Here is a 16830-nt window from a genome sequence, read left to right on the forward strand (position 1 = left end):
TGAGGTTCCGGCGCGCGGGTTAGGCTCTCCCGGTGGCCCAAGTGCATCCGGCGGGCCGCAGAGCGTCCCGTCCATCCGCGGCCGGGGTCCCGCGTGGATCCAGGGCGCCGCGCCGAGTCAGAAGGTAGTCGTCCATGGGCAGGATCCTGGCGTTCCTGATCATCATCGTGATGGCGGCGGTCTTCTTCGGCGGCAAGCGCCTGCCCGACCTGGCCCGTGCGGTGGGACGCTCGCTGCGGATCCTGAAGAGCGAGACCACGGCACTGCGGGACGAGTTCGCCAAGGAGGCGAAGGAGCCGGTCGAGCCGCCCGCGGTGAGCGACTCCGGTCTGACCATCAAGGCCGCACCCGGTGGGGCCCCCGCCGCGCGGCCGTCCGCCGAGCAGCGGACCGGCCGCACGCGCTGAGCGTCCGGCCGGTCCACTCCGTGGCCGCCGCCCGGCGGGTCACGACGCACGACTTCAAGGACCGGGGTTGAGCAAGTCTTCCAAGGCGCCCAAGAACGACGACGGACGGATGTCCCTCGGCGATCACCTGCGCGAACTGCGGAACCGACTGGTCAAGTCGGTGCTGGCGATCGTGCTGTGCATGATCGCGGCGGCGTTCTTCAAGGACCAGCTGCTGCACTTCCTGATGAAGCCGCTGCCGGCCTGCCTGCCCGGCGGCCAGGCCCCGCCGGGGGTGAAGCACTGCGCCCAGGTGGTGGTGATCGGTGTCACCCAGCCGTTCAACCTGACCCTGAAGGTCTGCCTGCTGGCCGGCCTGGTGGCCTCCGTCCCGATCTGGCTCTACCAGGCGTGGGCGTTCATCTCGCCGGGCCTGCACAAGCACGAGCGGCGCTACTCGCTGGCCTTCCTCGGCCTGGGCACGCCGCTCTTCCTGGGCGGCGTCACCTGCGCCTTCCTGCTGCTGCCGACCACCCTGGAGGTGCTGGGCTCCTTCACCCCGATAGGGGCGCAGCAGATGCTGCCGGTGGACAACTACCTGAACATCGCCACCCGGATGCTGCTGGTCTTCGGCCTGGCCTTCGAGTTCCCGCTGCTGCTGGTGATGCTGAACATCGGCGGGGTGCTCACCGGCAAGCGGATGCGCGGCTGGTGGCGCGGCATGGTGATGGCGATCACCGTCTTCGCGGCGGTCGCCACGCCGAGCGCCGACCCGGTCAGCATGCTGGCGCTGGCCTCACCGATCTGGGTCCTGTACTTCATGGCGGTCGGCTTCGCGCTGCTCAACGACCGCCGCAGGCGCCGTCGCAACCCCGACGCAGACCTGTCGGACGAGGAGGCCTCGCACCTGGACCTCTCGGTGACCGCGGTCGACGGGGCCGAGTCGGTGGCCGCCTCGGCCCCGGCGGTGGCCTCGCCCACCCCGCTCGCCTCGGTCCCCGCCGCCCGGGGTGAGCAGGCGGACCAGGTGGACGACGACATCACCTGATGCCCGGGTGGCTCGGTCGGCCGGGTCGCCTCGGGCGTCCAGGTCGACCAGGTCGCCCCGATCAGGTGGACCGTCCCGATCAGGTGGGCCGTCCCGATCATGCCGGTGCCCCGGTCCGCGCACGTGGACCGGGGCACCGGTGCGTCGGGGGGCTGGGTAGGGACCGCCGTGAGTTGCTTGGCACCGCCTCGGCAATGTGACATATTACTGACGTGCTCACGAACCCTTCCCACGACGTCGTGGTGATCGGTGCCGGCGTCGTCGGCGCCGCCTGCGCGTACTACGCGGCCCGAGCCGGGCTGACCGTCGCCGTGGTCGACCGCGGCCCGGTGGCCGGCGGCACCACCGGCGCGGGGGAGGGCAACCTGCTGCTCTCCGACAAGGCGCCCGGACCCGAGCTCGAACTCGCCCGGCTCTCCGCGCGGCTCTGGCACGAGCTGGCCGCGGAGCTGCCCACGGCGATCGAGTACGAGGCCAAGGGCGGCCTGGTGGTGGCCGCCGAGCCGGCCGGGCAGCAGGCGCTGCGGGCCTTCGCCGCCGAGCAGACGGCGGCCGGGGTGATCGCCCACGAGGTGGCCGCCGACCAGCTCGCCCAGTACGAGCCGCACCTGGCGCCCGGGCTGGCGGGCGGCTTCCACTACCCCCAGGACTCCCAGGTGCAGCCGGCGCTGGCCGCGGCCCACCTGCTGCGTGCCGCCCGCCGAGCCGGTGCCGAGCTCCACCTCGGCGAACGGGTCACCGCTGTGCTCACCGGCGCTGACGGCGCGGTGCGCGGCCTGCGCACCACCCGGCGCACCATCGCGGCCGGCGCCGTGGTCAACGCGGCCGGCACCTGGGGCGGGGAGATCGCCGAGCTGGCCGGCACGCACCTGCCGGTGCTGCCCCGACGCGGCTTCGTGCTGGTCACCGAGCCGCTGCCGCGCCTGGTGCGGCACAAGGTCTACGCCGCCGACTACGTGGCGGACGTGGCCAGCGGCTCGGCCGCGCTGCAGAGTTCGGGCGTGGTGGAGGGCACGCCCGCCGGGCCGGTGCTGATCGGCGCGACCCGGGAGCGGGTCGGCTTCGAGCGCGCCGTCTCCACCGAGGCGCTGCGCCGGCTGGCGGCACAGGCGGCGGCGCTCTTCCCGGTGCTGGCGGGGGTCCAGGTGCTGCGGGCCTACCGCGGCTTCCGCCCCTACCTGCCGGACCACCTGCCCGCGATCGGCGCCGACCCGCGGGTGCCCGGGCTCTACCAGGCCTGCGGCCACGAGGGTGCTGGCATCGGGCTGGCCCCGGCGACCGGGATGCTGATCGCCGGACAGCTGACCGGCACGGCGCTGCCGCTCGACCTCGAACCGTTCCGGCCTGAGCGCTTCGAGACCTGAGCGCTTCGAGACCTGAGCGTTTCGAGACCTGAGCGTTTCGAGACCTGAGCGCTTCGGGACGTGAGGGCCTGCCGCCTGCCGCCTGCCGCCCGTCCGCCCGCCCCGCCCCGCCCCGCCCTGTCCCCGTCCCCCGCGCAGAATGGACCCCACCCATGCGCCGTACTCCGTCCTCCCTGGCCGCGGCCGACCCCGGACCGGCCCACAGCATCGAGTTCGACGGCCGCCCGATCCCGGCGCTGCCCGGGCAGAGCATCGCCGCCGCGCTCTGGGCGCAGGGCATCCTGGCCTGGCGCACCACCCGGGTGACGGGTCGGCCGCGCGGGGCGTTCTGCGGGATCGGCGCCTGCTTCGACTGCCTGGCCACCGTCGACGGGCAGCCCAACCGGCGCACCTGCCTGCTGCCGGCCGCACCCGGCACCGTCGTCACCACCCAGGAGGGCCACGGCCGTGCCGACCTCGCCTGCTGAGCAGTCCTTCGGCGCCGAGCGGCGCGGTGGCCACGACCGGAGTGGCGGTGCCGACCGGCCCTACGACCTCGCCGTGGTCGGCGCCGGCCCCGCCGGGCTGGCCGGCGCGGTGGCCGCCGCCGACCGGGGCCTGCGCTGCGTGCTGCTGGACGCGGGCGCCCGTCCCGGTGGTCAGTACTACCGCCATCCGGACCCCGCGCTGCGCGCCGCCCGCCCCGACCGGCTGCACCACCACTGGTCCACCTTCACCGAGCTCGCGGACCGCTTGGCCGAGCACCGCGCGGCCGGCCGGATCGAGCTGCGCTCCGACCACCATGTCTTCCTGCTGGAGGCCGGCCGGCCCTGGCACCTGCACGCGACCAGTGCCGACCGCGCCACCCGGCTGCGGGCGAGCGCCGTGCTGCTCGCCACCGGCGCCTACGAGCGCCAGCTGCCGTTCCCCGGCTGGACCCTGCCGGGCGTGGTGACCGCGGGCGGTGCGCAGGCGATGCTCAAGGCGGGCCTGGTGCTGCCCGGGCGCCGGATCGTGGTGGCGGGCAGCGGTCCGCTGCTGCTGGCCGCGGCCGCCTCGTTGACCGCCGCCGGGGCCCGGGTACCGGCCGTCGTCGAGGCCGGGGACTACCTCGGCTACGCCCGCCGCCCCGGCGTGCTCGCGGCGGTGCCCGGCAAGCTCGGTGAGGGCGCGGTGCACGGTGTCGCGCTGGCCCGGCACGCGGTGCGGCTGCGCCGCTCCAGCGCCGTCGTCGAGGCGCACGGCGAGGACCGGGTGACGGCCGTGACGGTGGCCCGGTTGGACCGCGAGTGGCGGCCGCTGCCCGGCACCGAGCGGCGGATCGACTGCGACGCGCTCGCCGTCGGCCATGGCCTGGTGCCGCAACTGGAACTGGCGACCGAGCTGGGCGCCGCGACCCGGACCGTTCCGGACGGCACCCTGGCGCTGCGGGTCGACGCCCGCCAGCGCACCACCGTGCCCGGGCTCTGGGCGGCCGGTGAGACCTGCGGCGTCGGGGGCGCGGAGTTGGCGCTGGCGGAGGGGGAACTCGCGGCGCTGGCGATCGCCGGTGCCGCCCCGCCCGCCGCGCTGCTGGCCCGGCGCCGGAGGCTGCGTGGATTCGCCGAGCTGATGGCCGGCGCCCACCGACCCGGTCCCGGCTGGCCCGGCTGGCTGCGCCCGGACACCGAGGTCTGCCGCTGCGAGGAGGTGCCGCTGGCGCGGATCACCGAGGCCGTCGAGGAACTGGGCGCCACCGACGCACGCACCGTCAAGCTGCTCACCAGGGCCGGGATGGGCTGGTGCCAGGGGCGGATGTGCGGTCCGGCGGTGGCCTGCCTGGCCAAGGGCGCCGGGCCTGCCGGGCGTGCCGGGGCGGTCGAGCCGGCTCCGGACCGCCGCCCGCTCTCCTGTCCGGTGCCGCTGGGCGAGCTGGCGCAGCTGCCGCCGAGTACTGACGCGGACGCGGACGCGGGCGCTGATGTCGACGTTGACGTCCACGTCGTGGGTGCGGGCCAGAGCGAGGGGCAGGGCGAGGACGACCCGCGCTGAGGGCCGTCCGGCGATGGGACGTCCGGCGATGGGACGTCCGGCGTTGCCCTGCTCGTCCGGGCAGCGCAACGCCCGGCTTGGCAGTGCCGGCGTCCGCACCGGTGAGCTGAGCGATCGTCAGTCATGCGGTGCGCCCTCTTGCGCCGTTCAGTCGACTCTTTATAAAATGTCACACCTCACCAAGGAGATATGCTCGTGACCCACCCCCAGCACGACCGCACCCGTCCCTGGCGCGGCATCATGGTCGCCACCACGCTGCCGCTGCGCCCGGACCTCTCCGTCGACTACGACGCCTACGCCGAGCACGTCCGCCGTCTGATCGACGCGGGTTGCGACGGCGTGGTCCCCAACGGCTCGCTCGGCGAGTACCAGACGCTCACCGCCGAGGAGCGCGCCCGGGTCGTCACCACCGCCGTCGAGGCGGCCGGGGACGGGGCTCGGGTGATGCCGGGCGTCGCCGCGTACGGCAGCGCCGAGTCCCGCCAGTGGGCCGAGCAGGCCGCGGAGGCCGGCGCCGGCTCGGTGCTGCTGCTGCCGCCCAACGCCTACCGGGCCGATGCGGCCGCGGTGCGCGCCCACTACGCAGAGGTGGCCAAGGCCGGTCTGCCGGTGGTCGCGTACAACAACCCGATCGACACCAAGGTCGACCTGGTTCCGGAGCTGCTGGCCGAACTGCACGCCGAGGGCAGCATCGTGGCGGTCAAGGAGTTCAGTGGCGACGTCCGTCGCGCCTACCAGATCGCCGAGCTGGCCCCGGGGCTCGACCTGCTGATCGGCGCCGACGACGTGCTGCTCGAGCTGGCCCTGGCGGGCGCGGTGGGGTGGATCGCAGGCTACCCGAACGCGCTGCCCGAGGCCTCGGTCGCGCTCTTCCGGGCCGCTGTCGCCCAGGACCTGACCACCGCGCTGCCGCTCTACAGGGCGCTGCACCCGCTGCTGCGCTGGGACTCCAAGACCGAGTTCGTGCAGGCGATCAAGCTCTCGATGGACATCGCCGGTCTGGCGGGCGGCCCGGTCCGCCCGCCGCGCGGCCCGCTCACCGAGCAGGTCGAGGCCGCCGTACGGGCCGCGACCGAGAAGGCGCTCGCGGAGGGGCTGAGCTGAGCGCCCGGCGGGTTGCCGCTTGCCGTTGGCTGCCCGCCGGCTGTCAGTCACCTACTGTCGATCGACCGGCCCGTCCGTCGGTCGATCGACAGTGAGATGACAGAATCTGAAATCTGTCATCTGTCACCGCCTGTCCGGGATCCCGTCGTCATTCGACGATCGTCAGCCGCCAGCCACCGATCGCCCGTCACCCGCCACCGCTCATCCGCCGCCCGCCGCCCACTGACGAAGGGTCACCCATGCGCACCCGGCACGTCTTCCACGCCGTCGACTCACACACCGAGGGCATGCCCACCCGGGTGATCACCGGCGGCTTCGGCATCATCCCCGGTGCCACCATGGCCGAGCGCCGCATCCACTTCCAGCAGCACCTGGACGAATTCCGCACCCTGCTGATGTACGAGCCGCGCGGCCACGCGTCGATGAGCGGCGCGATCCTGCAGCCGCCGACCCGTCCGGACGCCGATTTCGGGGTGCTCTTCATCGAGGTCTCCGGCCTGCTGCCGATGTGCGGGCACGGCACCATCGGGGTGGCGACGGTGCTGGTGGAGACCGGCATGGTGCCGGTGGTCGAACCGGTCACCACGGTGCGCCTGGACACTCCCGCCGGGCTGGTCACCGCCGAGGTGCGGGTCGAGAACGGCGCCGCCACCGCCGTCACCATCCGCAACGTCGCCTCCTACACGGTCGCGCTGGACCAGACGATCGACGTCCCCGGCTGGGGCACGGTCGGCTACGACCTGGCCTACGGCGGCAACTTCTACGCGATCCTGCCGCTCGCCGAGTTCGCACTGCCCTTCGAGCGCGAGCGCAAGCAGGACATCCTCGCGGCGGGCCTGGCCCTGATGGACGCGATCAACAACTCGCCGGCCCGCCCGGTGCACCCCGAGGACCCGTCCTTCCACAGCGTCCACCACGTCAACCTGCTGGCCCCCGGGTCCACCGCCGAGCACTCCCGGCACGCGATGGCCATCCACCCCGGCTGGTTCGACCGCTCGCCGTGCGGCACCGGCACCTCCGCCCGGATGGCCCAACTGCACGCGCGTGGCGAGCTGCCGCTGGGGCAGGACTTCGTCAACGAGTCGTTCATCGGCACCCGCTTCACCGGCCGGCTGCTCGAGGAGACGACAGTGGCCGGCCTGCCTGCCGTCATACCGACCGTCACGGGGCGGGCCTGGGTGACCGGCACCGCGCAGTACTTCCTCGACCCCACCGACCCCTTCCCCGGAGGCTTCCTGCTGTGAGCGTCACCGTCCGCTCGTTCAACCCCGCCGACCCCGCCGACCTGGTGGTCGAGGCCCCGGTGCCGGGCGCCTTCGGCACCGCCGCCGTCGTCGAGCGGGCCAGGGCCGCGCAGCCCGGCTGGTTCGCATCCGGCGCCGCCGCCCGCTCGGCCGCGCTCGGCCGGGCCGCCGACGCGGTGGCGGCGCACGCCGAGGAGCTGGCCGCCCTGGCCGTCCGGGAGGTCGGCAAGCCGTTGGCGGAGGCCCGCGGCGAGGTGGCCCGTACGGAGGCGATCCTGCGCTACTACGCCCAGGCCCCGTACGCGCCGGCCGGCGCGGTGCACGAACCCGCCGCGGGTGAGGGCCTGCTGCTCACCCGGCGCCGCCCCCACGGCGTGGCCGGGCTGGTCACGCCGTGGAACTTCCCGTTCGCCATCCCGGTCTGGAAGCTCGCGCCCGCCCTCGCCGTCGGCAACACGGCGGTGATCAAGCCCGCGCCGGAGGCGACCGCCTGCGCGCTGCGGCTGGCCGAGGTGCTGGCGCTGCCCGCCGGGGTGCTCTCCGTGGTGCCGGGCGGCGCGGAGGAGGGCGCGGCGCTGGTCTCGGCCGCCGATGTCGTCTCCTTCACCGGCTCCACCGCCACCGGGCAGGCGGTGATCCGCACCGCCACCGAGCGCTCGGTGCCGGTGCAGGCCGAGATGGGCGGCCTGAACGCGGCCATCGTGCTGCCGGACGCCGACATCGAGCAGGCCGCCGCACACCTGGCCTTCGCGATCGCCGGCTACGCGGGCCAGAAGTGCACCGCCACCAGCCGCGTGATCGCGGTCGGCGGCGCGCTGGAGCCGCTGCGGGCGGCGCTGGTCAAGGCGCTGGCGGCGGCCGGTGCGGACAGCGGCCCGGTGATCTCGGCGGCGGCCCGGGACCGGCTGGCCGAGGCGGTCACCTCGGCCGTGGCGGGCGGCGCCGAGCTGCTGACCGGCGGCGGGCGACCGGAGGGGGAGGGCTGGTTCGTCGAGCCGGCGCTGCTGGCCCAGGTGCCGGCCGGGCACCCGCTGCTGGCCGAGGAGTTCTTCGGACCGGTCGCGGTGCTGCTGCCCGCCGCCGACCTCGACGAGGCGATCGCGCTGGCCAACGCCACCCGGCACAACCTGGCCGCCTCCGTGCACACCCGCGAGCTGGACGTCGCGCTGGCCGCCGCCGACCGGCTGGACGCCGGGATGATCCGGATCAACGCGCCCTCCAGCGGTGTCGACTTCCACCTGCCGTTCGGCGGCGCCAAGGCGGCTTCGTACGGGGCGCGTGAGCAGGGTCAGGCGGCACTCGACTTCTACACCGCTAGCCGCACCGTCTCGCTGCTGCCGGCCGGGAGCACCCGGTGATCGTCCGCACGGTCGACTACCACACGGCCGGAGAGCCGTTCCGGATCGTGGTCGAGGGCCTGCCGCCCGTCCCCGGGGACTCGGTCGCCGAACGCCGGGCGATCGCCATCGGTGCCGGCGGCAGTCCGACCCGCCCCCGACCCGGCCGGCTGGACACCGTGCGGCAGCTGCTCACCCGGGAGCCGCGCGGCCACGCCGGGATGTACGGCGGGTTCCTGGTGCCGCCGGACGATGACGAGGCGCACCTGGGCGTGCTCTTCTTCCACAAGGACGGCTATTCCACCGCCTGCGGGCACGGCACCATGGCGCTCGGCGCCTGGGCGGTGGACAGCGGCCTCGTGCCGGCGCCCGCCGACGGCACGGCGCGGGTGCGGATCGACGTGCCCTCCGGCCGGGTGACCGCACTGGTCCACCGCAGCGGCGGCCGTACCACGGCGGTCGCCTTCCGCAACGTGCCGACCCGGGTGCTGGCGCGCAAGCGATCGGTGGCGACCTCGGCCGGCCCGCTGGAAGTCGACCTGGCCGACTCCGGCGCCGTCTACGCCTCGGTCGCGGTCGACGAGGTGACGGCTGCCGGCCTGCCGTGGCTCACCGTGCTCGGGCGCGAGGTGCGGGCGGCACTGGCACCGGAGTACGACCTCTACGGAGTGATCTTCCACCAGGAGCTGCCCGACACCCCGGCCGGGCCCGCCCAGCGCAACGTCACCGTCTTCGCCGACGGCCAGCTCGACCGCTCGCCCTGCGGGTCGGGCACCTCGGCCCGGCTCGCTCTGCTGGCCGAGGACGGGCGGCTCGGACCGGATCAGGAGCTGCGGCACGAGTCCGTGATCGGCACCGTCTTCACCGGGCGGGTGCTGGGGCAGGTGCCCGGGCGGCCGGCGGACGGGGTGCTCACCGAGGTCACCGGACAGGCCCACCGCACCGGGGAGCACCGCTTCACCTTGGACCAGGACGACGCGCTGGGGACGGGGTTCCTGCTGTGATCAGCCAGCCTGCCGTCGATCTGACGATGTCCGAGGCCATCGAGGCGATCGTCACCGCCCTGCGGGCCGGGCTGGACGTCGAGGCCTGCCCGGCCCGCACCAGCGTGGCGGTGCCGGATGGTGAGCTGCTGCTGATGCCGGCCGCCGTCGGCGGGTACGCCGGCGTCAAGATCGCCGGAGTGGCCCCGGCCAACCCCGGCCGCGGGCTGCCTCGCATCACCGGCAGCTACCTGCTGCTGGACGGCGCCACCCTGCTCCCGCTCGCACTGCTGGACGGCGCCGCCCTCACCTCGCTGCGCACCCCGGCGGTGACCGCCGTCGCGGTGGACCGGCTGGCCGAGGCCGGGGCCGCGCACCTCGTCCTCTTCGGCGCCGGCCCGCAGGCTTACGGCCATCTGGACGCGCTGCGCGCGGTGCGGCCGCTCGAACGGGTCACCGTGGTCGCAAGGCGCCCCGGACCCGCCGAGCAGCTGGCCCGCTACGCCCGGGCCCGCGGGCTGGCGGCGCAGGTGGGCGGCGCCGAGGCGGTGGCCCGGGCCGACCTGGTGGTCTGCTGCACCACCGCGAGCGAGCCGCTCTTCGACGGCGCGCTGGTGCCGGCCCACGCGATGGTCGCGGCGGTCGGCTCGCACTCGCCGACCGGGCGCGAGGTCGACACCGCCCTGGTGGCGCGCGCCGCCTGCTACGTGGAGGCGCGGGCGGTGGCCCGACGCGAGGCGGGGGACCTGCTACTGGCGGGACCGGCCACCGCGCCCGAGCGGTGGACCAACCTCGCCGAGCTGGTGGCGGGCCAGGCCGACCAGAGCGGGGACCGGGTGCCGCCGGACCGGCCGCGCTTCTTCAAGAGCGTCGGAATGGCCTGGGAGGATCTCGCGGTCGCGGCCGAGCTCTACCGGCGTCACGCGTCGCTGCCGGGAGATGGCGGCGGAGGCGGCGGGTGAGCCGGCTGAGCGGGGTGAGTCGGGCCGGCGGGGCGAGCGGCACCCGGGCCGACGGCCCTGGAAGTCCCCGAGGTGTCCTGGGGGTGTCCTGGGGTGTCCGGGGGGCCGGGATGGCGCAGGCGTTCCCCTGACGGCATGTCAGGATGCATGATGGTCCGGCCCGCCTGAGGAATGACTTGCTCGCGGACTGGTCCGGCCCAGCTGGGGTCCAGCCAAAACGTGACATTGTACGCTGGTGCTCCGCACCTTCCGGAGGACCGCAAGTGACCGAGTCGAAGCCCCGCCCTCTCATCTCCGTCCAGGAGCGCCTGCGTGACCAGGTCGCGCACGCGCTGCGGGCCGCACTGATCTCCGGTGAGCTGCGCCCCGGCGTGGTCTACTCCGCCCCCGCGCTGGCCGCCGATTTCGGTGTCTCGGCCACGCCGGTCCGCGAGGCGATGCTCGACCTGGCCCGCGAGGGCCTGGTCGAGGCGGTGCGCAACAAGGGCTTCCGGGTCACTGAGATGACCGAGCGCGACCTGGACGACTTCACCGAGATCCGTGCCCTGATCGAGGTCCCCACCGTCGGCCGGGTCACCCGGGGCGCCAGCCACGACCAACTGGAGGCGCTGCGCCCGGTGGCCCAGCAGATCGTCGCCGCCGCCCGGCAGCACGACCTGATCGGCTACCTGGAGGCCGACCGCCAGTTCCACCTCACCCTGCTCGGGCTTGCCGGCAACGCCCGCCTGGTCGAGGTGGTCGGGGACCTCCGCAAGCGCTCCCGCCTCTACGGCCTCACCCGGCTCGACCAGCGCGGCGAGCTCGTCTCCTCCGCCGAGGAGCACCTGGAGCTGCTCGACCTGATGCTCTCCGGCGACGCCGCGGCGGCCGAGGCCTGCATGGCCCGCCACCTGGGCCACATCCGCTCCCTCTGGGCGGAGGGCCAGGAGGAGAACAACGAGAAGCCCCCCGCGCTGCGGCTCGGCGCACGGTAGGGGTGTGGAAAACGCGCGGTAGGTCGTAGGTCATGGCCCGCCGGGGGTGACTGCGGGGCTGAGCGAGCGCGTGCGTCCGATCGGGTGAACGTGCTCGCTTCGTCCTCCGCTGTCAGCCTCGACGTCGACAGGCTGCTCGGACACGAGTAGGCCCGCCCGAGGCGGGGCACCGTCAGCGGTCGGCTGACGCCGGTCGGTCCTTGATGGGCGTGGCTACGGCCGCGGCTGTGGCTACGGCCCGTGGTGCCCGGTCGAAGCGCTCGCGGGATTCCTCGATGTGGTCCAGGTATCGGCGAGTCCATGCGCACATGCCGTAGACGGTGTGCCGCAGGGCCTGGCCCGCGTCCGTGAGCGCGTATTCCACCCGCGGCGGCACGGTCGGGTAGACGGTGCGCTCGACGAGTCCGTCGCGTTCGAGCCCGCGCAGCGTCTGGGTGAGCATCTTGTGGCTGATGCCCTCCACCTCACCGCGAAGTTGGGTGAAGCGCAGAGTGCGCTCGCCGAGGACGCTGACCACCAGCAGCGTCCACTTGTTCGCGATGCCGGAGAAGATCTCACGCGCGAGAGACTGGGCGCGGGTCACGTCGTCGTCCTCCGCGACGCGCTTGACCTCTTCGGTAACCACGAGGTGCCCTTCTCTCGAAAAGGTGCGCTCTTCCCTCTGAGCTCGTCACTCTCCTACGGTTCCCAGGTATTCACAAGTGACCGTGAGGACAAGCGCTATGACCATTCTCAAGACCTACGCACGCCTGTGGACCGATGAGTTGGACCACTCGCTGGCACTGCTGCGCGAACTGACCGGCGCGGAACCCGATCTCCGCTTCGTCTTCGGCTCCATCCAACTCGCGGCGATCGGCGACTTCCTCGTCATCGCGGGGCCGCCCGCGGAGCGTGCCCGCTTCTCCCACGCCAGCGCCACCGTGATCGTCGACGACCTCGATGCCCTGACCAGCACGCTTGCGGCCGCCGGCGCCGAGATCACCGCACCGGTGAGCACCGGTGTCACCGGACGGTTCCTGTACGCGCGCCATCGCGGTGGCGCAGAGGTCGAGTACGTGGAGTGGATCCCGGAGTTGGTGGAGCGCGTCATGGGAGCGGGGATCAGCCGCTGAGGCGGCCGTCGGCCATCTTCAGGACCCGGTCCACTTCGCTGAGTAGAGCGCGGTCGTGGGTGACCATCACGGTGGCGGTGCGGTGGTGGCGGGTGACCTCGGCGAGCAGGGCGACGATCTGGGCGCCCCGGTCGTGGTCGAGCGCGGAGGTGGGCTCGTCGACCAGGAGGACGGCGGGACGGCCGAAGAGGGCGCGGGCGATGTTGACGCGCTGGCGCTCGCCACCGGAGAGCTGGTGGGGGCGGCGGCGCTGCTTGGCGGGGTCGAGGCCGACCGAGGCGAGCAGCTCCTCGGCCCGTGAGCGGGCGTGGGCGGGGCGCTCGCCGCGCAGGTCGCTGAGGACCAGGAGCTGCTCGATCGCGGTGAGCGAGGCGAGCAGGTTGGACTGCTGGAAGACGATGCCCAGGCGCTCCCGGCGCAGCGCGGTGCGGGCCCTGTCGGAGAGCGGTCCGGCGTCCTGACCGTCTATCAGCACCCGGCCGCGGTCGGGACGCAGCAGGGTGGCGGCGACCGCGAGCAGGCTGGACTTCCCGGAGCCCGAGGGGCCGACGACCGCCGTGAACTCGCCAGGTGCCACCTCCAGCGACACCTGGTCGAGCGCGGTCAGTCGCTGCTCCCCGTCGGGATACGTCAGAGTGACGTCGTGCAGGGTCAGGCCCGCGCCGGTGAGTGGGGCGGCGATGGCGGAGGTGAGCGGAGTGGTCATCGGTCTGCTCCTGGTCGGCGGGTCGGCGGGTCGGCGGGTCGGCGGTTGGTGTTTGGCGGGTCGGTCCTCGGTTGGGTGCTCATCGGTTGGCTCCCAGCGCGGCCAAGGGGTCGACGGCGGTGATCCGCCGCACCGCGAGCGCCGCGCCCAGCAGGCCGAGCAGGACCATGGCGGCCACCGGCACCGCGACGCTGGCCGGGCTCAGGTCGAAGGGCACCCCGGCGGAGGCGATGACCCCGCCGATCGCGCCCGCCGCGCCACCGAGCAGAGCGCCGGCCAGGAGCACCACGGCTGCCTGGGCGAGGGCATCGCGCACCAGATAGGCGCTACTGGCGCCGACGGCCTTGAGCACCGCGATGTCGGGCTTGCGCTGGACCGTCCAGACGGTGAAGAAGGCGCCGACCACCAGAGCGCTCACCGCGAACAGGAAGCCCTGGATCAGCTGCAGGCTGCCCTGCTCGGCCGAGTAGCCGTCGATGCCGGCCAGCGCGCCGTCGACCGTGGCGGCCTCGGTGTTCTGGGCCCGGTCGAGGGCGGTGAGGTCAGCGCCCCGGCCGGTGGTGACGGCCAGCGCGGTGGGCCTGCTCTGACCGCTGAGTGCCTCCCAGGTGGGCAGGGTGGTCCAGACGGTGGGTGCGTGGGCGTAGGAGCGCTGGTCGGTGATCGCGCTGATGGTCAGGGTGCGGGACCCTATCCGGACCTGCTGCCCCAGCGACAGGTGGTCGGCGGTGGCGGTGTCGGCCCCGACGGCGACCTGGCCCTCGCCCGGCGCGGTGCCCGAGCGCAGCGGCGGCAGCAACTGGGCCGGGGCGCCGAGCACGCTGACCGAGGCGGCCGCGCCGGCCGCCGTCAGCCGGGTCATCGAGAGGCCCAGCGGTGCGACCCCCGCTACGCCGGGTGCCGCCGTCCAGCCGGCCTGCTGCTCGGTCGAGACGGTGCTGGAGCTGAACGAGACGGTCGGGGCGGCGCCGGCGGGTGCGCCGAAGACGATCCGGTCGACCGGCAGCCCGGCGACCGTGGAGGAGGCCGCCGAGGCGAGCCCGCCGGTCAGCCCGTAGAGGAAGACCACGAGCGTGGTGATGAGGGTGACCACAGCGCCCATCAGGGCGAAGCGGCCCCGGGCGAAGCGGATGTCCCGCAGGGCGACGAACACGGCAGACCTTCTTCGACGGTGACGGCGACGGCCGCTGAGGGGCGGGCCGGTTTGGCAACGCCTTCACTCTGGCGGTCGGCGCCACCGCTGCCATCGCCGAGAGGAGCGGCTCGCGGACCGTTCGCCTGGTGGAGGCAGGAATCCATCGAATGGTTGATGCCGTGGCGTGCGGCAGAGCCTCCGCAGGCCCGTACCCTCGGATGGCGTGAGCCGCCTCAACCTTCCTGGCCGAGCCGACCGCGACCGTTCGAACGGTCGTGCCGGCGCCGACCGACCCGCCCCGGTCCTCGCCGTGCATTCTGCGAGCACCCCCGCCCTGCGGACGATGAGCCTCGCCCTGCACGGACTGTTCTTCGCCCTGTTGGCGGTGCTGCTGCTGCGCGGCCTGCTGGTCGGCGAGCTGAGCCGCGGCGGGTCGGGCCTGGCCGGCCTGGCCCTCGCGCTGCTGCTCGGCGCGGCCTACGGGTTCGGCGGCAAGGTCGAGCGCTTCCGCACCGACCGGCGCTGGGCCGGCGGCTGGCTGGCCGTGGTGGTCGCCCTGTGGTCGGTGCTGACCGTGCTGCACCCCGAGTTCAGCTACCTCGCCTTCCCGCTCTACTTCATCTGCCTGCACCTGCTGCCGGTGCGCTGGGCGGTGGCGGGCGTGCTGGGCCTGACCGGCGTGGTGGTCGCCGCCCAGGCCGGCACCGCGGGCGGGCTCGGCACGGCCAAGGTGCTCGGTCCGCTGGCCGGTGCCGCGGTCGCGCTGCTCACCGCCTACGGGTACGCGGCGCTCTACCGGGAGAGCCGGGCCCGCCAGCGCCTGATCGAGGATCTGGTGCGGACCGAGAGCAAGCTGGTGGCCAGCCAGCGCGAGGCCGGGCGGCTGGGTGAGCGCCAGCGGCTGGCCCGGGAGATCCACGACACCCTCGCCCAGGGCCTCTCCAGCATCGTGATGCTGGCCCGCTCGGCCGAGGCCGCGTTGCCCACCGACCCGCGGGCGGCCGCCGAGCGGATCGGCGAGGTCGGCCGCACCGCGGCCGAGAACCTCGCCGAGGCCCGCCGCTTCGTCCAGGCGCTCACCCCGCCCGCGCTGGAGGACGCCACCCTGGCCGAGGCGCTGCGCCGGCTCTCGGCCGACCGCGGCGCTGTCTTCCACCTCGACGGCGATCCCTATCCGCTGCCGATCGAGGCCGAGGTGGCGCTGCTCCGGCTGACCCAGGAGGCGCTGGCCAACGCGGTCCGCCACGCTGCCGCCCACCGGATCGCGGTCACCCTCAGCTACCTCGACGACGCGGTGACCCTCGATGTCTTCGACGACGGTGTCGGCTTCGACCCCCGCGAGCAGGCCGATGTCACCGGTGTGGGCGGCTTCGGCCTGCACGGGATGCGGGAGCGGATCGCCGCTCTCGGCGGCAGCCTGACGGTCGAGTCGGCACCCGGCGAGGGCACGGCCGTGGCGGTCGCACTGCCGCTCATCGAACTCGCCACCGATATCACCCCGGAAATGTTCGAGCCGGACGGTCTGCCGGCGACCGTCTTCGCGAACGGCGGGTTCAACCCGCCGATCGTCCTCGTCGGTCAGATGACGCCCGACCACGCCGCGGCCCACGCCGCGAGAGTCGCGGAGGCTGAGCGGAGCGGAAAGCCTCTCAGGACCCCGAGGACCCCGAGGACCCCGAAACCCTCGAAACCCCCGAAGACCCCGAAGCCTCGGAAGGCCCCTGAGGCCCCTGAGGCCCCTGAGGTCCCGCAGGCCCCGAAGAGCACGGGGACGGTGCGATGATCCGGGTGCTGCTGGTCGACGATCACCCCGTGGTCCGTCGCGGCCTCCGTGCCATGGTGGAGGAACTGCCCGAGTTGGCCGCCGTCGGCGAGGCGGGTGACGGAGCCGAGGCGCTGCGCCTGCTGGACGTCCTGCCGGCCCACGAGCGTCCCGACGTGGTGCTGATGGACCTGCAGATGGGCACCGGCATGCACGGCGTCGAGGCGACTCGGCGGATCAACGCGCTGCCCGATCCGCCTGCCGTGCTGATCCTGACCACCTACAGCACCGACGCCGACATCCTGGCCGCTGTCGAGGCCGGTGCTACGGGCTACCTGCTCAAGGACGCCCCGCCGCAGGAACTGGTCGCAGCCGTCCAGGCGGCCTCGCGCGGCGAGACGGTGCTCGCACCGCCGGTGGCGGCCCGGCTGCTCGGGCGGGTCCGGGCCGGGCGGCCCACCCTCTCGCCCCGGGAGGCCGAGATCCTCCAGCTGCTCGCCGAGGGCCTGGCGAACCGGCAGATCTCCAAGCGGCTCTTCATCAGTGAGGCCACCGTGAAGACCCACCTGGTCCACGTCTACGAGAAGCTCGGCGTGGACAGCCGCACCGCCGCCATCGCCGCAGGCCTGAGCAGCGGCCTGATCCGGGCCAGTTAGCTGTCGGGTCCGGGTCCGGGTCCGGTGCTGGAGCTGGAGCCGCCCAG

17 protein-coding genes are annotated in these 16830 nt (G+C 74.1%); 14 read left to right on the forward strand and 3 right to left on the reverse strand.

Going from position 1 to position 16830, the window contains the following annotated elements:
* Positions 1-134: 134 nt before the first annotated feature.
* The 11 genes from OG455_RS32435 (at position 135) to OG455_RS32485 (ending at position 11412) form a co-directional block, all read left to right on the forward strand.
* A complete protein-coding gene (locus tag OG455_RS32435; protein ID WP_266299852.1) occupies positions 135-407 on the forward strand; it encodes a twin-arginine translocase TatA/TatE family subunit in 273 nt (90 codons plus the stop codon).
* 67 nt (positions 408-474) lie between these two features.
* Positions 475-1434 (forward strand): twin-arginine translocase subunit TatC, encoded by a 960-nt coding sequence (gene tatC / locus OG455_RS32440; RefSeq protein WP_266299853.1) that lies wholly within the window; start codon positions 475-477, stop codon positions 1432-1434.
* Between the two features lie 212 nt (positions 1435-1646).
* A complete protein-coding gene (locus OG455_RS32445) occupies positions 1647-2798 on the forward strand; it encodes an FAD-binding oxidoreductase (RefSeq protein ID WP_266299854.1) in 1152 nt (383 codons plus the stop codon).
* A gap of 152 nt (positions 2799-2950) precedes the next feature.
* Positions 2951-3265, forward strand: coding sequence for a (2Fe-2S)-binding protein (locus OG455_RS32450; protein WP_266299855.1), 315 nt, complete (start codon positions 2951-2953; stop codon positions 3263-3265).
* A 73-nt stretch (positions 3266-3338) separates the two neighbouring features.
* Positions 3339-4808, forward strand: a complete 1470-nt coding sequence (locus OG455_RS32455; protein ID WP_266301039.1) for an FAD-dependent oxidoreductase — start codon at positions 3339-3341, stop codon at positions 4806-4808.
* Positions 4809-5048: 240 nt separating this feature from the next.
* Positions 5049-5912 (forward strand): dihydrodipicolinate synthase family protein, encoded by an 864-nt coding sequence (locus tag OG455_RS32460; protein WP_266301040.1) that lies wholly within the window; start codon positions 5049-5051, stop codon positions 5910-5912.
* Between the two features lie 239 nt (positions 5913-6151).
* Positions 6152-7156 carry a proline racemase family protein gene (locus OG455_RS32465; RefSeq protein WP_266299856.1) on the forward strand — a complete coding sequence of 335 codons (1005 nt, stop codon included), beginning with the start codon at positions 6152-6154 and terminating at the stop codon, positions 7154-7156.
* On the forward strand, positions 7153-8514 hold the full coding sequence (locus OG455_RS32470; RefSeq protein ID WP_266299857.1) for an aldehyde dehydrogenase: 1362 nt from the start codon (positions 7153-7155) through the stop codon (positions 8512-8514). Before OG455_RS32465 ends, OG455_RS32470 begins: the two co-directional genes overlap by 4 nt.
* On the forward strand, positions 8511-9497 hold the full coding sequence (locus OG455_RS32475; RefSeq protein WP_266299858.1) for a proline racemase family protein: 987 nt from the start codon (positions 8511-8513) through the stop codon (positions 9495-9497). Before OG455_RS32470 ends, OG455_RS32475 begins: the two co-directional genes overlap by 4 nt.
* Positions 9494-10438: an ornithine cyclodeaminase family protein gene (locus tag OG455_RS32480; RefSeq protein ID WP_323185610.1), complete on the forward strand. Its 945-nt coding sequence runs from the start codon at positions 9494-9496 to the stop codon at positions 10436-10438. Before OG455_RS32475 ends, OG455_RS32480 begins: the two co-directional genes overlap by 4 nt.
* A gap of 263 nt (positions 10439-10701) precedes the next feature.
* Positions 10702-11412, forward strand: a complete 711-nt coding sequence (locus OG455_RS32485; RefSeq protein ID WP_266299859.1) for a GntR family transcriptional regulator — start codon at positions 10702-10704, stop codon at positions 11410-11412.
* 172 nt (positions 11413-11584) lie between these two features.
* On the opposite strand, the gene OG455_RS32490 is transcribed toward OG455_RS32485, so the two are convergent.
* Positions 11585-12037, reverse strand: coding sequence for a helix-turn-helix domain-containing protein (locus tag OG455_RS32490; RefSeq protein WP_266299860.1), 453 nt, complete (start codon positions 12035-12037; stop codon positions 11585-11587).
* Between the two features lie 97 nt (positions 12038-12134).
* Here OG455_RS32490 and OG455_RS32495 point away from each other — a divergent pair, with 97 nt between their 5' ends.
* Positions 12135-12524, forward strand: coding sequence for a VOC family protein (locus tag OG455_RS32495; RefSeq protein WP_266299861.1), 390 nt, complete (start codon positions 12135-12137; stop codon positions 12522-12524).
* On the opposite strand, the gene OG455_RS32500 is transcribed toward OG455_RS32495, so the two are convergent.
* Positions 12514-13230 (reverse strand): ABC transporter ATP-binding protein, encoded by a 717-nt coding sequence (locus OG455_RS32500; protein ID WP_266299862.1) that lies wholly within the window; start codon positions 13228-13230, stop codon positions 12514-12516. The genes OG455_RS32495 and OG455_RS32500 overlap by 11 nt on opposite strands.
* Positions 13231-13309: 79 nt before the next feature.
* Entirely contained in the window at positions 13310-14383 is a 1074-nt protein-coding gene (locus OG455_RS32505; RefSeq protein ID WP_266299863.1) for an FtsX-like permease family protein, read from the reverse strand.
* 325 nt (positions 14384-14708) lie between these two features.
* Here OG455_RS32505 and OG455_RS32510 point away from each other — a divergent pair, with 325 nt between their 5' ends.
* Positions 14709-16148, forward strand: coding sequence for a sensor histidine kinase (locus OG455_RS32510; protein WP_323185611.1), 1440 nt, complete (start codon positions 14709-14711; stop codon positions 16146-16148).
* Positions 16145-16783 carry a response regulator transcription factor gene (locus tag OG455_RS32515; protein WP_266299864.1) on the forward strand — a complete coding sequence of 213 codons (639 nt, stop codon included), beginning with the start codon at positions 16145-16147 and terminating at the stop codon, positions 16781-16783. Before OG455_RS32510 ends, OG455_RS32515 begins: the two co-directional genes overlap by 4 nt.
* The last annotated feature ends 47 nt before the right edge of the window (positions 16784-16830 follow it).

Origin of the sequence: Kitasatospora sp. NBC_01287 (assembly GCF_026340565.1) — a bacterium.
Classification (GTDB): domain Bacteria; phylum Actinomycetota; class Actinomycetes; order Streptomycetales; family Streptomycetaceae; genus Kitasatospora.